The 17,737-nt window shown below is 54.2% G+C and carries 18 protein-coding genes; 5 read left to right on the top strand and 13 right to left on the bottom strand.

Annotated features, from left to right (window positions below):
• Positions 1-191 precede the first annotated feature (191 nt).
• Positions 192-362 carry a YhfL family protein gene (locus J4728_RS15915; RefSeq protein WP_000472323.1) on the top strand — a complete coding sequence of 57 codons (171 nt, stop codon included), beginning with the start codon at positions 192-194 and terminating at the stop codon, positions 360-362.
• Between the two features lie 144 nt (positions 363-506).
• On the opposite strand, the gene trpS is transcribed toward J4728_RS15915, so the two are convergent.
• The 12 genes from trpS to J4728_RS15855 all read right to left on the bottom strand — a co-directional run bounded on the left by trpS (position 507) and on the right by J4728_RS15855 (position 10,792).
• A complete protein-coding gene (trpS, locus tag J4728_RS15910; RefSeq protein ID WP_000165562.1) occupies positions 507-1,511 on the bottom strand; it encodes a tryptophan--tRNA ligase in 1,005 nt (334 codons plus the stop codon).
• Positions 1,504-2,262 (bottom strand): phosphoglycolate phosphatase, encoded by a 759-nt coding sequence (gene gph / locus J4728_RS15905; protein ID WP_208212049.1) that lies wholly within the window; start codon positions 2,260-2,262, stop codon positions 1,504-1,506. The genes trpS and gph overlap by 8 nt, the downstream gene beginning before the upstream one ends.
• Positions 2,255-2,932, bottom strand: a complete 678-nt coding sequence (gene rpe, locus J4728_RS15900; protein ID WP_000816285.1) for a ribulose-phosphate 3-epimerase — start codon at positions 2,930-2,932, stop codon at positions 2,255-2,257. Before rpe ends, gph begins: the two co-directional genes overlap by 8 nt.
• Before the next feature lie 17 nt (positions 2,933-2,949).
• Positions 2,950-3,786, bottom strand: coding sequence for an adenine-specific DNA-methyltransferase (gene dam / locus J4728_RS15895; protein WP_000742132.1), 837 nt, complete (start codon positions 3,784-3,786; stop codon positions 2,950-2,952).
• Between the two features lie 180 nt (positions 3,787-3,966).
• Positions 3,967-5,244 (bottom strand): cell division protein DamX, encoded by a 1,278-nt coding sequence (gene damX / locus J4728_RS15890; RefSeq protein ID WP_208212048.1) that lies wholly within the window; start codon positions 5,242-5,244, stop codon positions 3,967-3,969.
• Between the two features lie 97 nt (positions 5,245-5,341).
• Positions 5,342-6,430 (bottom strand): 3-dehydroquinate synthase, encoded by a 1,089-nt coding sequence (gene aroB, locus J4728_RS15885; RefSeq protein WP_000439824.1) that lies wholly within the window; start codon positions 6,428-6,430, stop codon positions 5,342-5,344.
• A 56-nt stretch (positions 6,431-6,486) separates the two neighbouring features.
• Positions 6,487-7,008 (bottom strand): shikimate kinase AroK, encoded by a 522-nt coding sequence (aroK, locus tag J4728_RS15880; protein ID WP_000818621.1) that lies wholly within the window; start codon positions 7,006-7,008, stop codon positions 6,487-6,489.
• 464 nt (positions 7,009-7,472) lie between these two features.
• Positions 7,473-8,711: a DNA uptake porin HofQ gene (hofQ, locus tag J4728_RS15875; protein WP_086811200.1), complete on the bottom strand. Its 1,239-nt coding sequence runs from the start codon at positions 8,709-8,711 to the stop codon at positions 7,473-7,475.
• Complete coding sequence (locus J4728_RS15870) at positions 8,626-9,027, bottom strand: DUF2531 family protein (RefSeq protein WP_053445166.1); 402 nt, start codon at positions 9,025-9,027, stop codon at positions 8,626-8,628. The genes hofQ and J4728_RS15870 overlap by 86 nt, the downstream gene beginning before the upstream one ends.
• Positions 9,017-9,490 (bottom strand): hypothetical protein, encoded by a 474-nt coding sequence (locus tag J4728_RS15865; RefSeq protein WP_208212047.1) that lies wholly within the window; start codon positions 9,488-9,490, stop codon positions 9,017-9,019. The genes J4728_RS15870 and J4728_RS15865 overlap by 11 nt, the downstream gene beginning before the upstream one ends.
• The gene (locus tag J4728_RS15860; protein ID WP_000951382.1) at positions 9,474-10,013 is read right to left on the bottom strand and encodes a PilN domain-containing protein; all 540 of its coding nucleotides are present in this window, start codon (positions 10,011-10,013) and stop codon (positions 9,474-9,476) included. Before J4728_RS15860 ends, J4728_RS15865 begins: the two co-directional genes overlap by 17 nt.
• Positions 10,013-10,792 carry a hypothetical protein gene (locus tag J4728_RS15855; protein WP_023198911.1) on the bottom strand — a complete coding sequence of 260 codons (780 nt, stop codon included), beginning with the start codon at positions 10,790-10,792 and terminating at the stop codon, positions 10,013-10,015. Before J4728_RS15855 ends, J4728_RS15860 begins: the two co-directional genes overlap by 1 nt.
• Positions 10,793-10,912: 120 nt before the next feature.
• On the opposite strand from J4728_RS15855, the gene mrcA reads away from it, so the two are divergent.
• Positions 10,913-13,465 (top strand): peptidoglycan glycosyltransferase/peptidoglycan DD-transpeptidase MrcA, encoded by a 2,553-nt coding sequence (gene mrcA / locus J4728_RS15850; protein ID WP_000673808.1) that lies wholly within the window; start codon positions 10,913-10,915, stop codon positions 13,463-13,465.
• 94 nt (positions 13,466-13,559) lie between these two features.
• Here the strand turns inward: mrcA and nudE are convergent, their stop codons facing one another.
• Entirely contained in the window at positions 13,560-14,123 is a 564-nt protein-coding gene (nudE, locus tag J4728_RS15845) for an ADP compounds hydrolase NudE (RefSeq protein WP_000045725.1), read from the bottom strand.
• A gap of 322 nt (positions 14,124-14,445) precedes the next feature.
• Here nudE and igaA point away from each other — a divergent pair, with 322 nt between their 5' ends.
• The 3 genes from igaA to hslR all read left to right on the top strand — a co-directional run bounded on the left by igaA (position 14,446) and on the right by hslR (position 17,723).
• Positions 14,446-16,578: an intracellular growth attenuator protein IgaA gene (gene igaA, locus J4728_RS15840; RefSeq protein WP_208212046.1), complete on the top strand. Its 2,133-nt coding sequence runs from the start codon at positions 14,446-14,448 to the stop codon at positions 16,576-16,578.
• 64 nt (positions 16,579-16,642) lie between these two features.
• Positions 16,643-17,311 carry a GMP/IMP nucleotidase gene (gene yrfG, locus J4728_RS15835; RefSeq protein ID WP_001520508.1) on the top strand — a complete coding sequence of 223 codons (669 nt, stop codon included), beginning with the start codon at positions 16,643-16,645 and terminating at the stop codon, positions 17,309-17,311.
• 10 nt (positions 17,312-17,321) lie between these two features.
• On the top strand, positions 17,322-17,723 hold the full coding sequence (hslR, locus tag J4728_RS15830; RefSeq protein WP_000660723.1) for a ribosome-associated heat shock protein Hsp15: 402 nt from the start codon (positions 17,322-17,324) through the stop codon (positions 17,721-17,723).
• Positions 17,724-17,737 lie beyond the last annotated feature (14 nt).

Raw genomic sequence — 17,737 nt, 5'->3', positions numbered from 1 at the left:
TAAACGACATTATATAACACTAATAAAGGCCGCTTATTATTAATCGGCCTTTTTAAATCATATCATCTGGTAAAGATAAAGTCCTTATTTGGACTACCTGTATAGTTTAATAATTGCTATCGTACTATACGCTAAATAGATCTTATATTTATTCCATCAGTAGTGCTCGTTTTATCAACAAGGATTTTGACATGTTTAAATTTGTAAAAATTGCCGTTGTGGCAGGGGTTCTGGCGACGCTCACTGCTTGTACTGGTCATATCGAAAACAAAAAAAATAACTGCAGCTACGATTATTTGCTGCACCCTGCAATTTCTATTTCTAAAATTATTGGCGGTTGCGGCCCGGCTGCCGATCAATAATAGAAACGACTGCGCAGATACAAAAAAACCGGGATTTTCCCGGTTTTTTTACAGGTCTGATAAACGGTACGGCGCAAATGTCTTGTCCAACTTACGCTCGTTGGTAGGCCCGATAAGCTAGCGCCATCGGGCAAGCAATAACCGTTACGGTTTCGCCACAAAGCCAATGGCTTCGTAAACGGCTTTCAGCGTTTCGGCCGCACGTGCGCTGGCTTTTTCCGCCCCGTCTTTCATCACCTTCTGCAAGAACGCTTCGTCGTTGCGGAAACGGTGATAGCGCTCCTGCAACTCAGACAACATTCCGGAAACCGCCTCCGCCACTTCGCCTTTCAAATGGCCATACATTTTACCTTCAAACTGTTTTTCCAGTTCAGGAATGCTCTGACCGGTCACGGCGGAAAGAATATCCAGCAGGTTAGAGACACCCGCTTTCTCTTTCACATCATAACGCACTACCGGCGGCTCGTCGGAGTCAGTGACCGCACGTTTGATTTTCTTCACTACCGATTTCGGATCTTCCAGCAGGCCGATCACGTTATTACGGTTATCGTCCGATTTGGACATTTTCTTTGTCGGCTCCAGCAGCGACATCACGCGCGCGCCGGATTTTGGAATAAACGGTTCCGGTACTTTGAAAATATCTCCATACAGCCCGTTGAAACGCTGGGCGATATCGCGGCTCAGTTCCAGATGCTGCTTCTGATCTTCGCCTACCGGCACCAGATTGGTTTGGTACAACAGGATGTCTGCCGCCATCAACACCGGGTAATCAAACAGGCCGGCGTTAATGTTTTCCGCATAGCGCGCAGATTTATCTTTAAACTGCGTCATACGGCTCAGCTCGCCGAAATAGGTATAGCAGTTTAGCGCCCAGCCAAGCTGCGCATGTTCCGGCACATGGGACTGAACGAAAATAGTGCTCTTTTCAGGATCAATACCGCATGCCAGGTACAGCGCCAGCGTATCCAGCGTCGCTTTACGTAGCTGCTGCGCGTCCTGACGCACGGTAATAGCATGTTGGTCTACGATGCAGTAGATGCAATGATAGTCATCCTGCATGTTTACCCACTGACGCAATGCCCCCATATAGTTGCCAATGGTCAATTCACCTGAGGGCTGTGCGCCACTAAAAACGATGGGCTTAGTCATTTTTTATTTCCTGGTTATCGCTATGCGGAAGCCCAAGTGCGGGCAAAAGGTCGTTAAAACTGTCATAAATGACGTCCGGCTCGCTAAGGGCGATCGCTTCGCCATAATTGTAGCCGTATGTCAGGCCAACCGAAGGGCAGCCCGCCGCTTTTGCAGCCTGAATATCATTACGCGAATCGCCGACAAAAAGCATCTGCTCCGGCATCATGCCCAGCCGGCTTGCCACCAGCAACAGCGGCTCCGGATGCGGCTTCTTATTTTGCACATCATCGCCGCCGATAACCACACCAAAGTATTTGGCGATATCAAGCGATTCCAGCAACGGCGCGACGAACGGCGTCGGCTTATTCGTCACCAGACCTAATGACAATCCGCTGGCGTGCAGCGCGCCCAGCGTGTCGGCGACATGCGGAAATAAAAAGGTGCCCTCTTCCGCCACTTCGCCATAATACCTGTCGAACAGTTTACGCAGAATGCGTACCTGTTCCTCGGCAGGAATATCTTCATCAACGGGCGGTTTCCCCAACGTCTTACGCAGCGTGGCGCGCTCCTCGCGAGCCCAGGTCAGCGCGCGTTCCATCAATACGTCTGCGCCGTTACCAATCCAGGTAATCACGCGCTCCTCGCCCGCGACCGGCAGTTCCAGCGCATACAGCGCCATATCCACCGCCGCGGCAAGACCCGGCGCGCTATCCACCAGCGTACCGTCAAGATCAAAGGCGACGCCCCGAATATTCTGCAACTTATTCATGACTTACCTTTGCCAGCTCACTGCGCATTTCATCAATCACTTTTTTGTAGTCAGGCTTATCGAAAATTGCCGACCCCGCAACAAACATGTCCGCACCAGCTGCGGCGATCTCGCCGATATTGTTCACCTTCACGCCGCCGTCCACTTCCAGGCGAATGTCGTAACCGGACGCATCAATGCGGCGACGCACTTCGCGCAGTTTATCCAGCGTCTGCGGAATAAAAGACTGGCCGCCGAAGCCTGGGTTCACGGACATCAGCAGGATCACATCCAGTTTGTCCATGACGTAATCGAGATAACTGAGCGACGTTGCCGGGTTGAATACCAGCCCCGCTTTACAGCCGTGTTCTTTAATCAGCTGTAGCGTGCGGTCAACATGTTCGGAGGCTTCCGGGTGAAAGGTAATGATGCTCGCGCCAGCGGCGGCAAAGTCGGGCACGATACGGTCGACTGGCTTGACCATCAGGTGGACATCAATAGGCGCGGTAATACCGTACTGACGCAGGGATTTCAGCACCATCGGGCCGATAGTCAGGTTCGGCACATAGTGATTATCCATGACGTCAAAGTGTACAACATCAGCACCAGCAGCCAGCGCTTTGGCGGTGTCTTCACCCAGGCGAGCAAAATCAGCCGACAGAATTGAGGGGGCAATCAAATACTGTTTCATCCGCTTCTCCTTGAGAATTATTTTCTTGCAGGCGTTGCGACTCCTGGTTGGTACAGAGCCAGCAGTTCGTCCACCTTTTTACGTGTGCCGCCGTTGCTGCTTATACTGCGTCTAACTTTGACGACATGCAATTTTGCGAGTTGATACCACTCGCGTGTGAGCGCCGTATCATGGTTGGAAATGAGCACCGGTATCCGGTTACTGACCAGATTCTCAGCGATTTCCGCCAGATGCGCTTGTTGCGTCAGGCTAAAACTATTGGTGTGATACGCTGTGAAGTTAGCCGTGGCGGACAACGGCGCATAAGGCGGATCGCAATAGACCACCGACGACTTGTCCGCACGCGCCATACTGTCTGCGTATGACTCACAGTAAAAGAACGCATTCTGCGCTTTTTCTGCAAAGTGGTACAACTCCGCTTCCGGGAAGTAAGGTCTTTTATAACGACCAAACGGTACATTAAATTCCCCGCGTAAGTTATAGCGACAGAGTCCGTTATAACCGTAGCGGTTCAGATATAAAAACAGTACCGCCCGACGAAAGGGGTCCTGGCAGGTGTTGAACTCCTCACGGAGTTGGTAATAGACCTCAGCCTGGTTAGTTTCAGGCATAAACAGCTCGCGCGAAGCCTGTACGTACTCGTCAGTACGTAACTTCACGATGTTATAGAGGCTAATAAGGTCGCTGTTGATATCGGCGAGGATATAACGAGAAAAGTCGGTGTTAAGAAACACCGATCCGGCACCCACAAAAGGTTCGACAAGGCACTCGCCTTTTGGCAAATGTCGTTTGATATCATCAAGCAGAGGGTATTTTCCCCCTGCCCACTTCAAAAAAGCGCGATTTTTTTTCATGCTGACTAACTAATTACACCTTCTCCGGCTGTGGAGAAAGCTCCGACAGCATCCTGCGCTTTAGGCTGTGCCGCGTTGCTTTACGGCGCATTTGACGGTAGCAAATGCGCCCCTCGCGCCTGTCCTGAACAAAAATAGCTGTCAGCGACACTCACAGGCAATTGCAGGACACAGCCTGGATTATTTCAGATCGGCCTGAACCTGATGCAACGGTTTTGCCCACGGGTTTTTCGCCTGCACATCGGCAGGTAAGGTGGACACCGCACGTTTAGCATCTTCTTTCGAAGCATACATCCCCGTTACCAGCACATACCACGGTTGTCCATTACGCGTCGTCTCGTATACCACATAATTTTTCAGGTTCTCTTTCTTCGCCCAACCGTTCAGGTTGTCGTAATTTGAAGAACTACTGAGCTGCAATGTGTAGTGGCTGGATGGCGCGCTCTTTAATGCGCCAACGTTGCCAGCGCTTTTCCCGCCGCCTGCGACAGGCGTCGTCGAGGCTTGCGCTGGCTTCGCGGTTTGTACCGGCGCAGCGCTTGCCGTCGCTTGCGGCGCAGTCGTCGTGGTGGTCGCTTTCGGCGTCGCGGCCGGCGCTGCCGGTTCCGTGCGTTTCACTGGCGCGACCGGTTTCTTCGGTTCCGCAGGCGTGGTTTTCGCCGTGGTCTGCGGTTTCTTAGGTTCAATAACGGCCTGTTTACGTTCCGGACGCGTGGTATGACGCTCAGTAGGTTCGCTAACCGCCGCCTGACGCGTCGTGCTGCCATTGCGAACTGGCGCGACGGTTGCAGGCTCTGTCGGCAACGTAGAATTCACCGCAACATTGTTCATCTGCTCTGGATTCTGCGTCAGCGCATTATTCAGATCGCCCTGCACTTCCACGCGCTGCTGACCGTCAGTGACTACAGGCGACTGTCCCTGCGTCGGCGTTGAAGAAATCGGCGGCAACGAAATATCCTGCGACGTATTGCCCGCGGTTTGTTCTGCGGAGGTGGCGCCCGGCGCAGGCTGGGTCGCATTCGCCTGATCGGCGGCGTTACCGGAAAGATCAATACTCTTTTCGCCAGAGGCCGACGGCTCGCTGGAAGACGTTGAGGGGGCTTTCAGCGCGGAGCCGATACCGATAATCAACAGCAGCAGCACCAATACGCCAACGCCCATCATCATGTACTGACGAGAGGCTGGCTTATGGGCCGCTTTTTTACGCTTACGTGGACGGCGTTCAACACGCTCTTCGTCCACCGTATCGTCTTCATCGGATTCGTACTCTTCTTCAACTTCAGGTTCTTCACTACGCGCTTTACGCGTACGCGTCGGACGGCGATCGTCGGCATCCAGATCAACGTCATCAAAGTTGATCTGCGGCTCATTATCGCGTTCTGAAGATTGACGAGAACGACCAGTACGACGATCGCTGGGATCGGGTTTCAGCTCGTCTTCTGGTTTGAATTCATCCATTTAACACCCCACTCAAAGGTTAATGCTTACGACATTGCACATAACCTGAAGCTAAAAAACTGACATCTACGCAATATCAGTTTGACCTTTCTTGTTGTTACGCCTGCTGACAGTCAGCAATCGCGCTAAGAACGACTTCGTGCGACACTCCGCCGCGCACTTCACTTTTCCCTATGGCCAGCGGAAGCACTAAACGCAGCTCCCCCGCTAACACTTTTTTATCTCGCAGCATGTGCGGCAAATAGTCCTGCGCGGACATCTCGCAAGGGCCATTGACTGGCAACCCGGCCCGTTCGAGTAGCGCGATGATGCGCTGCGTATCAGCAGAACTGAACTGCCCCAAACGCTCGGATGCGCGCGCAGCCATCACTATACCTGCGGCAACGGCTTCACCATGTAACCAATTGCCATATCCCATTTCCGCTTCAATGGCGTGACCAAAGGTATGCCCAAGATTCAGTAAAGCACGTAAGCCCGCTTCACGCTCGTCGGCGGCAACAACTTCGGCTTTCAGCTCGCAACAACGACGAATACAGTACGCCATCGCCGGGCCGTCCAGACGCAATAGCGCATCCAGATTACCCTCAAGCCAGGTGAAGAAGTCTGCGTCGAGTATAATGCCGTATTTGATCACCTCTGCCAGCCCCGATGCCAGTTCGCGTGCGGGAAGCGTTTTCAGGCAATCAAGATCGACAACCACAGAAGCGGGTTGGTAAAACGCGCCAATCATGTTTTTGCCAAGGGGATGGTTGACGGCGGTTTTCCCGCCCACGGAAGAATCAACCTGCGACAGTAAGGTAGTTGGTACCTGGATGAAACGAACGCCTCGCTGGTAGCTGGCCGCCGCAAAACCGGTGAGATCGCCAATCACGCCGCCGCCAAGCGCGACCAGAGTGGTATCACGACCATGCGGTTTTTTCAGTAACGCCGTAAACACCGTATCCAGCACCGTCAGGCTCTTATACTGCTCGCCGTCCGGAAGAATCACGCTGTCTACGTTAACGCCCGCCCGTTCGAGCACGCCGCGAACCTTGTCCAGATAAAGCGGCGCCAGGGTTTCGTTGGTCACTAACATGACCTGATCGCCTGATTTCAGCGGCAAGAATGAAGCTGGTTCGTTAAACAAACCAGCCGCGATGGTGATCGGGTAACTACGTTCCCCGAGAGTGACTGTAATCCTCTCCATGACGCGACATCCACCTTAGTTACTTGTGCCCGCTTACCCAGCGTATTCTGCTTGAATTAGTTGCTTTCCAGCATATGAATAATCTGGTTTGCCACAACCTTAGCGCTTTGATCGTCGGTGCGAATGGTGACGTCGGCAATCTCTTCGTACAGCGGATTGCGTTCGTTAGCCAGCGCTTCCAGAACTTCGCGAGGCGGCGCTTCAACCTGCAACAGCGGGCGTTTTTTATCACGCTGCGTGCGCGCCAGTTGTTTTTCGATGGTCGTTTCAAGGTAGACCACGACGCCACGCGCGGAGAGACGGTTACGCGTTTCACGCGATTTTACAGAGCCACCGCCGGTTGCCAGCACAATACCCTGTTTTTCCGTCAATTCGTTGATAACTTTTTCTTCACGATTACGGAAGCCGTCTTCACCTTCAACATCGAAGACCCAGCCCACATCAGCTCCGGTTCGTTTCTCAATCTCTTGATCAGAATCGTAAAATTCCATATTGAGTTGTTGAGCTAACTGGCGCCCAATAGTGCTTTTTCCGGCACCCATAGGCCCAACCAGAAAGATATTGCGTTTCTCTGCCATTTTTTCGGTACTACTAAGACTATTCGTTAATGGTAAACCCGCTTCACAGACACCCAGCGCAGCAGGACATGAACTGAAACCTCATAAGATATTGCGAGAGTCAGACTGAAAATTATCTCAATACTCAAGCGGGTTTGGCAACTGAATAAATCACCAAGCCTGATTGTTGCAAAACCCGAGTTAGCGTTGCCGGATGGCGACCAGAACAACATATCCGGCCTACAAATTGCTCTACTTTCAAACAATTGTGCGCAATCCGCAGAACCAATACGTCTGCATCAGCGGACATTCAGCCGTTTATCATCGGTCTTATGCACACCTTCGGCAAGGCAAAGCGCATTAATCAATGCGTAAGCAACGAAAAGCACGACTCTCAAATCGGTACTCCTTGTATGCTAAATACATCCGCACGTCAAATCCCGCAGATGCGTTCAGTGCAAAAACAGCGCTTTTTTACGCATAAATTATTCTGTCGCCACCAGTCTGGGGGTGATAAACACCACTAATTCGCGTCGCTCGTCCTCTTTGCCGTCATGGCGGAAGAGCTGACCAAGCCAGGGAATATCCCCCAACAGCGGCACGCTATCGCTACCCGATTTATTTTTTCGCGAAAAAATACCGCCCAGCGCCAGCGTCTCGCCGCTTTTTACCTCTACCTGCGTTTCAATTTCCTGTTTATCTATCGCCAGCACTTCGCCGTCAGCCTGTTGTAGTACCTGACCGGGAACATTCTGGCTGATATGTAACTTCAGGCGGATGCGCCCTTTTTGCAAAACGGTGGGCGTCACCTCCATCCCCAGCACCGCTTCTTTAAATTCCACGGAGGTCGCGCCGCTTTCGCCGCTGGAAACCTGATAAGGAATTTCGCTGCCTTGCTTGATACTGGCTGGCTGCAGATGGGAAGCCAGCAGCCGGGGGCTGGCGATAATATCCAACTGCTGCTTTTGCTCCAGCGCTGACAGCTCCAGATCCAGCAAGCGTCCGTTAATGCGCCCGATGTTAAACCCGACGCGTGAGGTGGCGGCAGCGACGGATAAATCACTGGAAAGCGTCGTCACGTCACCCACCGCGCCCGCTTGCGTCGCGTCAGCCAGCGTCCACTTTACGCCCAGTTCCCGTAGACTCTTTTCGTTAATGGTGACGATATGCGCCGCCAGCTCCACCTGCGCCACCGGCAGATCCATTTGCGATACCCATTTTTCCAGCTCCGCCAGGGCCGCGCGGTTATCGCGCAACAACAGGCGGTTGGTGCGCTTATCTACCATGATGGTTCCCTTCGCGCTCAGGAGTTTCTCGCCCGCTTTCGCCAGTTCGCCGGCCTCGGCGTATTGCAGGCTAATGCTGCGGTTTTCCAGCGGTAAATTAGCCTGAAGCCTTAACCGCTCGGCATCCTGCCGCGCACTGTGTTCTTTCTGCCAGGCCTGTGAATGAACATGGAGAATATTCCCCTCCTGACGCAGCACCAGCCCCGCGCTATTGACCACCGTCTGAAGCGCCTGTTTCCACGGCACATCCGTCAGATGTAGCGATAATGTCCCGCTGACGTCCGGCGACACCACCAGATTCTGCCGCTCCTGTTCGGCTAAAGCCTGCAAAACCTGCACCACAGGGACGTCATCAACCACCAGCGTCACTTTCGCCGCTTTTCCCGCCTGCGCGGCGGGCATCAAGGCTATCAGTATTATGGCTATCCATCGCTTCATTGTCCGCTCCCTGACGTAGCCACCGCCACTGCGGCGGCGCACAATTTTTACCGGTCGTTAACGTTAAGGCTTCCGCCGTCAGGCGGACAATCGTCCAACCGTTTTCCAGCGTCTGCCCTTCTTCCACTCGTCGCCATTTTTGCTGACTGTCTTTAAGAATGCCTGTCCATCGCTCGCCTTTACGCACCGCGCCCTGATATCGCCACTGCGAGAGTTCCGCTATCCGGCAGCGATCTTCCGGCGGGCGGAAGGGATCGCGCATTCCTGTCAACATCAGCAAACAAAAACAGAGCAATACACCGCGGCTAACCTTCATTCGCCAGGCGCTCCAGTTGCAGCGTCATCAATAATTCCGCCCCCTCTTTACACAATGAAAACCGACTTACGCTCATCTCGCTTTCGGCCAACCGGACAAACAGCGACGGCACCGCATCCCAGGACGTTTTCAGCGCCAATTCTCCCCCCTGCGCCGATGGCTGCCAGTGCAGCAAACGCAGGGGAGGCGCCTGGAAATCTAACGGCGAAAAAGGACGCGGATTTTCCACGGTGCGCCCGAAAAGCGGTTCAGCCGCGACGCTCAGACGACGCAGATGACGCCACTGTTGCCGGGCGGCCTCGCGCTGCTGGCTTAACCGCATTTGTTGCGTATCCAGCGTTTTCCAGCCGGGATAGCCCACAGATAACGCAACCGTCAGCGTCAGGCACAGCACGCCTGCATACCAACCAAAAACCCGACCACGCCGCGACATCCCGTACCAGATATCAAAGAGCGCGTTCACGGGCGGCGCTCCTCGTTAACTGATAATGGAACTGCCAGCGCCCTTGCGCATCCTGCCGCGTGGCGCCCGTGCGGTTTAGCGGAAAACTGACATAGTGACGAAGCGATGTCTCAAGCGTGAGCAGGGCGTCAAACGTTCTCGCCAGCCCTTCCAGCTCTAGCGTCTCTTGCTGATAATTGAGGCTTGTCAGCCATGCCTGCTCTGGCAACAGGTTGGCAAGGTCAGTCAAGATAGATTGCCAGGCTTGCGTCAGTTCACGCTGCGCCTGACGTTGTAATCGCGCCTGTTGCTGCCGCTGACGCTGCTGCAACTGCGGTATGTTCGCCGCAAGCGCCGTCGTGTGTCCGTTTTCCGCCGTCAGTAGCAGTTCATTAATCCTCCCCTCCTGCCAAAAAACCAACCGGGCGATCGTCGCGAGGCTTGCTATCAGCAGCAGTGACGCGCCCCATACCACGCACCACAGCCGCAGACGCGCTACGTAATGTTGGCGCCGCCAGGGGAGCAAATTGACAGAATGCGCCATCAGCGTATCTCCCCTATGGCTAAACCCAGCGCAATCGCAAAGCGATAACCGTCCGGCGGAACCGGCGGTTGGCGGACGGTAACGGCGCGCCAGGGGTCGAATTCGCCTTCGGCGCATAACGAAATATGTTCCGGCACGACGGATAACGTTGCGGCAAGGTCATGCAGCGTCGTCGCATCGCGCGCCGATTTACGCCCCCACGCATAGCGCGTCGCCCACAGCCACTGGCTCTCATCGCGCCAGACCAGACATTGCCGCCCCGAAGGTATAAACGGCAGCAAGCGCTGTAACGCGCAGGCATCGGGCGTTACAGCAGCGATGCGCACATTGAGCGTTTGCGCCAGCGTTAACAGCGCTGAAATTTCTTTGCTTTGCACGGCGGTAACGTTGAACGCGGGGCTCAGCGCATCGTCCTGAAAGTCGAAACGCAATAAGTCCGGATCCATATCCAGCTCACGCGCCATCGTTTGTGAAAGCCATGCGACTTGCTCACGTTCCCGCAGACGCATCGGCGGATGTGGAAAAGCGCGTTGCAATGTCCGATTTGCGGGAAAAGAGAGATAAATACGGTGACGTAGCGGCAGCTCACGGCTCCAGGGTCGCAGTACGTGAGCCAGCGATTGCGGGTCAGGAATCGTACCCTCTGCCGTGGAGGCGTTCATCAGCGGCAGTCGCCACCAACGTTGCAGGGACCAGCCCGATGCGCCGCGAATAACGGCGATGGCCAGCGCTTCATGCTGCTGAATATGCAATCCTATTTGCCAGGTTTTAAAAGCCATAACGGTCGATCTCCTTATCACCCGTCGCGTTAACGGGTATATCAATGCGTCTGGCTTGCCTTTATACTACCGCGCGTTTGTTTATAAACTGCCCAAATGACACTAAATGGGAAATCTCCAGTGAAGTTCGTAAAGTATTTATTGATCCTTGCAGTATGTTGCATCCTGCTGGGAGCAGGCTCGATTTATGGCCTTTATCGCTATATTGAGCCGCAGCTACCTGACGTCGCGACATTGAAAGATGTGCGTTTGCAAATTCCGATGCAGGTTTACAGCGCGGATGGCGAACTTATCGCGCAATATGGCGAAAAACGTCGTATTCCCGTTACGCTCGATCAAATTCCGCCGGAAATGATCAACGCCTTTATCGCCACCGAAGATAGCCGCTTTTATGAGCATCACGGCATTGACCCGGTAGGTATTTTCCGTGCGGCCAGCGTCGCGCTCTTCTCCGGTCACGCATCGCAGGGAGCAAGTACCATTACCCAGCAACTGGCGCGAAACTTCTTCCTTAGCCCCGAACGCACGCTGATGCGCAAGATCAAGGAAGCGTTTCTGGCGATTCGTATTGAGCAGTTGCTGAATAAAAATGAGATCCTCGAACTCTATCTGAACAAGATCTATCTCGGCTACCGCGCCTATGGCGTTGGCGCGGCGGCACAGGTCTACTTTGGTAAGACGGTCGACCAGCTTAGCCTAAGCGAAATGGCGGTTATCGCCGGGCTACCGAAAGCGCCTTCTACCTTTAACCCGCTCTACTCGATGGATCGGGCGATAGCGCGCCGTAACGTAGTGCTTTCGCGAATGTTAAGCGAGGGATATATCACTCAGGCGCAGTACGATCAGGCCCGTAGCGAACCTATCGACGCAAATTATCACGCGCCGGAAATCGCCTTCTCCGCGCCTTATCTGTCGGAAATGGTGCGCCAGGAAATGTATAACCGTTATGGCGAAAGCGCTTACGAAGATGGTTATCGTATTTACACGACCATCACCCGCAAAGTGCAGCAGGCCGCGCAACAGGCGGTGCGTAATAACGTGCTGGACTATGACATGCGCCACGGTTATCGCGGCCCGGCGAATGTGCTATGGAAAGTGGGCGAAACAGCGTGGGACAGTAAAAAAATTACCGATACGTTGAAAGCGTTGCCGACCTACGGACCGCTGCTTCCCGCCGTGGTCACCAGCGCTAATCCGCAAGAGGCGACCGCTGCGCTTGCCGACGGTACGTCCGTTTCGCTACATATGGAAGGAATGCGTTGGGCGCGGCCTTACCGCTCGGATACACAGCAGGGACCGACGCCGCGTAAAGTTACCGATGTCGTCCAGACAGGTCAGCAAATCTGGGTTCGTCAGGTGGATAACGACTGGTGGCTGGCGCAGGTACCGGAAGTGAACTCCGCGCTGGTTTCGCTTAACCCGCAAACTGGCGCGGTACTGGCGCTGGTCGGCGGTTTCGATTTTAATCAGAGTAAATTTAACCGCGCGACGCAAGCTTTGCGTCAGGTGGGGTCGAACATCAAACCGTTCCTCTACACCGCCGCAATGGATAAAGGGCTGACGCTCGCCAGTATGCTCAACGATGTGCCGATTTCCCGCTGGGACGCCGGGGCAGGTTCAGACTGGCGTCCGAAAAACTCCCCGCCGCAGTACGCCGGACCGATTCGTTTACGCCAGGGGCTGGGGCAGTCGAAAAACGTGGTGATGGTACGCGCCATGCGCGCCATGGGCGTCGACTATGCGGCGGAATATCTGCAACGCTTCGGCTTCCCGGCGCAGAATATCGTGCATACCGAATCGCTGGCGCTGGGCTCCGCCTCCTTCACGCCGATGCAGGTTGCGCGCGGTTATGCGGTGATGGCGAACGGCGGTTTCCTGATCGACCCGTATTTCATCAGCAAGATTGAGAACGATCAGGGCGGCGTGATCTTCGAAGCGAAACCGAAAATCGCCTGCCCGGAGTGCGATATCCCGGTCATTTACGGCAATACGCAGAAATCCGACGTGCTGGAAAACACCAATGTGGAAGAGGTCGCGGTTTCGCAAGAGCAGCAAAACAGCGCCGTACCGATGCCTGAGCTGGAACAGGCAAACCAGGCGCTGGTCGCGCAAAACGGCACGCAGGAGTACGCGCCGCATGTGATCAATACGCCGCTGGCGTTTCTGATCAAAAGCGCGCTGAACACCAATATCTTCGGCGAACCCGGCTGGATGGGTACCGGCTGGCGTGCGGCGCGCGACCTTAAACGTCGCGATATCGGCGGCAAAACCGGTACGACCAACAGCTCGAAAGACGCATGGTTCTCCGGCTATGGTCCTGGCGTCGTCACTTCCGTATGGATCGGCTTTGACGATCACCGCCGTGATTTAGGCCGCACTACCGCTTCCGGCGCGATCAAAGATCAAATCTCCGGCTATGAGGGCGGCGCGAAGAGCGCGCAACCTGCATGGGACGCCTATATGAAAGCCGTACTGGAAGGCGTGCCGGAACAGCCGCTAACGCCGCCGCCGGGCATCGTCACGGTGAATATCGACCGCAGTACCGGACAACTGGCGAGCGGCGGTAACAGCCGTGAAGAGTATTTCATCGAAGGCACGCAGCCGACACAACAGGCGGTACACGAGGTGGGAACTACCATTATTGATAATGGTGAAACACACGAACTGTTCTGATCAAAAAAGGCGCTCCGGCGCCTTTTTTATTGTGTTTAGCGGATGACGGCGAACGGGAGACGAACTTTCCGTTGGCTTGATCAACGCCGCGCCATCAGGCAATTCGGCCCTGCGCTTTCAACCACTCGCGTACCAGAAACAGCGCGCTGACGTTGCGGGCCTCGTTAAAATCGGGGTCTTCCAGCAGATCCATTAAATGCGCCAGCGGCCAGCGTACCTGCGGCAATGGCTCAGGCTCGTCGCCTTCCAGCGACTCCGGATAGAGATCTTCCGCCACCACGATATTCATTTTGCTGGAAAAATAAGAGGGCGCCATGCTGAGTTTTTTTAAGAAGGTCAGGTTATGCGCGCCAAACCCGACCTCTTCTTTGAGCTCCCGGTTCGCCGCTTCAAAAACGGTCTCGCCCGGGTCGATCAATCCTTTCGAGAAGCCCAGCTCATAGGATTCGGTTCCCACCGCATACTCACGAATAAGAATCAGATGCTCATCAACGATCGGCACAATCATTACCGCCTCACGGGTTGATGGTCGCATACGTTCATACACGCGACGCACGCCGTTGCTGAACTCCAGATCCACGCTTTCTACGTTAAACAGTCGGGATTGTGCGACGGTTTCCACTTTCAGAATGGTGGGTTTTTGTAATGATTTGCTCATTGTGAGAATCTTTGCAGTGTAATCTGTGGTCATTGTGCGACATACCGCACGGTTTCGGCAATGCGAATTGCCGTTTATTTACATTTATGTAACGTAATAAAAATTAATTCTTATTTCAAATTAAAAGTCAATAGGTTGAAATAACTCCAGGAATTTGCTGATATTCCGTTTTTGGTGGTATTGCTATGATTTGCCTTCACTGGGATGCGCTTTACAATGCTCAAGTTCAACTCCACGCTTGCCGATAGCCAACCACAGAAAAATGTTTATTGGACAGGGTGCGACTGACCACGCCTGACAGACTTAGTAAGATGGGGAAAGCATGAGCACCATTCTGATTTTTATAGCTGCTTTGCTGGCCTGCTCTCTACTGGCAATATGGCGGTTCCGGGTAAAGTCCAGACGAGGGAGTTTACCGTGGATCAGCGCCTTTCAGGACGCGCAAACGCGTAAACTGTTGCCCGAAGAGCGCAGCGCGGTAGAAAACTATCTCGATAACCTTAGCCAGATCCAGCAAGTTCCGGGGCCGACAGGCGCCAGTGCTGCGCCCATCTCGCTGACGCTGAACGCGGAAAGCAACAGTGTCGTGATACTGACCCACTCCATCACCCGCTACGGCATTACCACTGACGATCCTAATAAATGGCGCTACTACCTCGACTCCGTCGAAGTCCATCTGCCGCCTTTCTGGGAACAGTACATCAATGATGAAAACAACGTTGAGCTGATCCTCACGGATACGCTGCCGCTGGTGATCTCTTTAAACGGCCATACGCTGCAAGAGTATATGCAGGAGTCGCGCGGCTACGCGCTACAGAATACGGCCTCTACGCAGGCGTCGATTCGCGGCGAAGAGAGCGAGCAGATTGAGCTGTTGAATATCCGTCAGGAGACCCACGAAGAATATGCGCTCAGCCGCCCGGCTGGCTTGCGCGAAGCGTTGTTAATCGTCGCCTCCTTTTTGTTATTCTTTTTCTGTCTGATAACGCCAGACGTTTTTGTACCGTGGATGATAGGCGGCGCTATCCTGCTGCTGGCAGCCGGACTTTGGGGGCTTTTTGCGCCGCCGTCGAAAAGCGCGCTGCGGGAAATTCACTGTCTGCGGGGAACGCCCCGCCGCTGGGGACTGTTTGGGGAGAATAATCAGGAGCAGATTAACAATATTTCGCTGGGCATCATCGACCTTATTTACCCTGCCCACTGGCAACCCTACATTACGCAGGATCTTGGGCAACAAACGGATATTGATATTTACCTTGATCGCCATGTCGCGCGCCAGGGCCGGTTTTTATCCCTGCATGATGAAGTGAAAAACTTCCCGTTGCAGCACTGGTTACGCAGCACTGTTATTGCTATCGGTTCGCTGCTGGTGTTGTTTATGCTGCTGTTCTGGATCCCGCTGGATATGCCAATCAAGTTCACGCTATCGTGGATGAAAGGCGCGCAAACCATTGAAGCGACAACGGTAAAACAGCTTGAAAAAGCTGGCGTGCGGGTGGGCGATACGCTGCACCTGAGCGGTAAAGGAATGTGTAATATTCATTCCGGCGCGACCTGGAGCGGCCAGTCTAACTCACCGTTTATGCCGTTCGATTGCTCGCAAATCATCTGGAATGACGCGCCTGCGCTACCGCTGCCGGAATCAGACCTGGTGAATAAAGCGATGGCGCTAAGCCAGGCGGTAAATCGTCAGCTCCATCCAAAACCCGAAGACGACTCGCGTGTAAGCGCATCTTTACGCTCCGCGATCCAAAAATCGGGCATGGTATTATTAGATGACTTTGGCGATATTGTTCTGAAAACCGCTGAGTTGTGCGCGGCGGAAGACGAGTGCGTGCGCCTGAAAAATGCGCTGGTTAATCTCGGTAACAGTAAGGACTGGAACGCGCTGGTGAAACGCGCGAACGCCGGCAAACTGGACGGCGTCAACGTGCTGCTACGCCCCGTAAGCGCAGAGTCGCTGGAAAATCTGGTCACGACCTCAACGGCGCCGTTTATTTCTCGCGAGACCGCGCGTGCCGCCCAGTCGCTGAATAGCCCCGCTCCCGGCGGATTCCTGATCGCTAGCGATGAAGGCAGCGAACTGGTTGATCAGGCCTGGCCGTCAACGCCGCTGTATGACTATCCCGCGCAGGAACAGTGGAGCGCCTTCCAGCGTCTGGCGCAAACGCTCATGCAGACGCCATTTAGCGCCGAGGGCATTGTCACCAGCGTGTATACCGATGCCAACGGTACGCAGCATATCAGCCTGCATCGTATCCCCGATAAATCCGGCTGGTGGCGTTACCTCGGTACCACGCTGCTGATGTTGGCAATGATAGTGAGCGCGGTCTACAACGGCATTCAGGCGTTCAGACGTTATCAACGCCACCGTACCCGTATGGCGGACATCCAGGAATACTATGAAAGCTGCCTCAATCCCAGGTTAACCGTCTCTCCGGAAAATCTCATCTGATAGCGCCGCCGTGCGACAGGGTATGCTACCCTGTCGCGCAAATTGCGTTACCCTGGAGTTCCCCATGCATATTGATATTGACTGGCAAAACGTGGATACCGTTTTGCTGGATATGGACGGCACGCTGCTCGATCTCGCGTTCGATAACTATTTCTGGCAAAAGCTGGTACCGGAAACCTACGGCGCGCAGCAGGGTATTTCGCCGCAGGACGCGCAGGAATATATTCGTCAGCAGTATCATGCCGTACAGCATACGCTAAACTGGTACTGTCTGGATTACTGGAGCGAGCGTCTGGGTCTGGATATTTGCGCCATGACGACGGCGCAAGGGCCGCGCGCCGTTTTGCGCGACGATACCGTACCGTTTCTGAATGCGTTAAAAGCCAGCGGAAAACGTCGGATTCTGCTCACCAATGCGCATCCACATAACCTGGCGGTGAAGCTGGAGCATACCGGTCTGGCCTCACACCTTGATTTATTACTTTCCACCCACACATTTGGTTATCCCAAAGAGGATCAGCGGTTATGGCGCGCTGTCACTGAGGAAACGGGAATAAGCGCAGAGAAAACGCTGTTTATCGATGACAGCGAACCGATTCTCGACGCCGCCGCCCGGTTTGGTATTCGCTACTGTCTTGGCGTGACGAATCCCGATTCCGGTCTGGCGGAAAAGCACTATACGCGCCATCCGTCCCTGAACGACTACCGCCGTCTGATCCCCTCGCTGATGTGAAGGAGACGCCATGAAAGAAAAGTCCTCCGTTGAGGTCAGACTGGATAAATGGCTGTGGGCCGCGCGTTTTTATAAAACCCGCGCGATGGCCCGCGAGATGATTGAAGGCGGTAAGGTGCATTACAACGGCCAGCGCAGTAAGCCGAGCAAAATCGTCGAGCTGAACGCAACCCTTACCCTGCGTCAGGGAAATGACGAACGGACGGTGATCGTTAAAGCCATCACCGAACAGCGCCGTCCGGCCAGCGAAGCCGTCGCTCTGTATGAAGAGACGGCGGAAAGCGTGGAAAAACGCGAAAAAATGGCGCAGGCGCGCAAGCTTAACGCCCTGACCATGCCGCATCCGGACAGGCGACCGGACAAGAAAGAGCGCCGCGACCTGTTACGATTTAAACACGGCGACAGCGAATAACTGTCACCCGCAAG

The organism is Salmonella sp. 32070601201500089SM, from assembly GCF_017573605.1.
GTDB lineage: Bacteria > Pseudomonadota > Gammaproteobacteria > Enterobacterales > Enterobacteriaceae > Salmonella > Salmonella enterica.
Note: the sequence above shows the minus strand (reverse complement) of the source record. Positions and strands in the feature narration are given on the sequence as shown.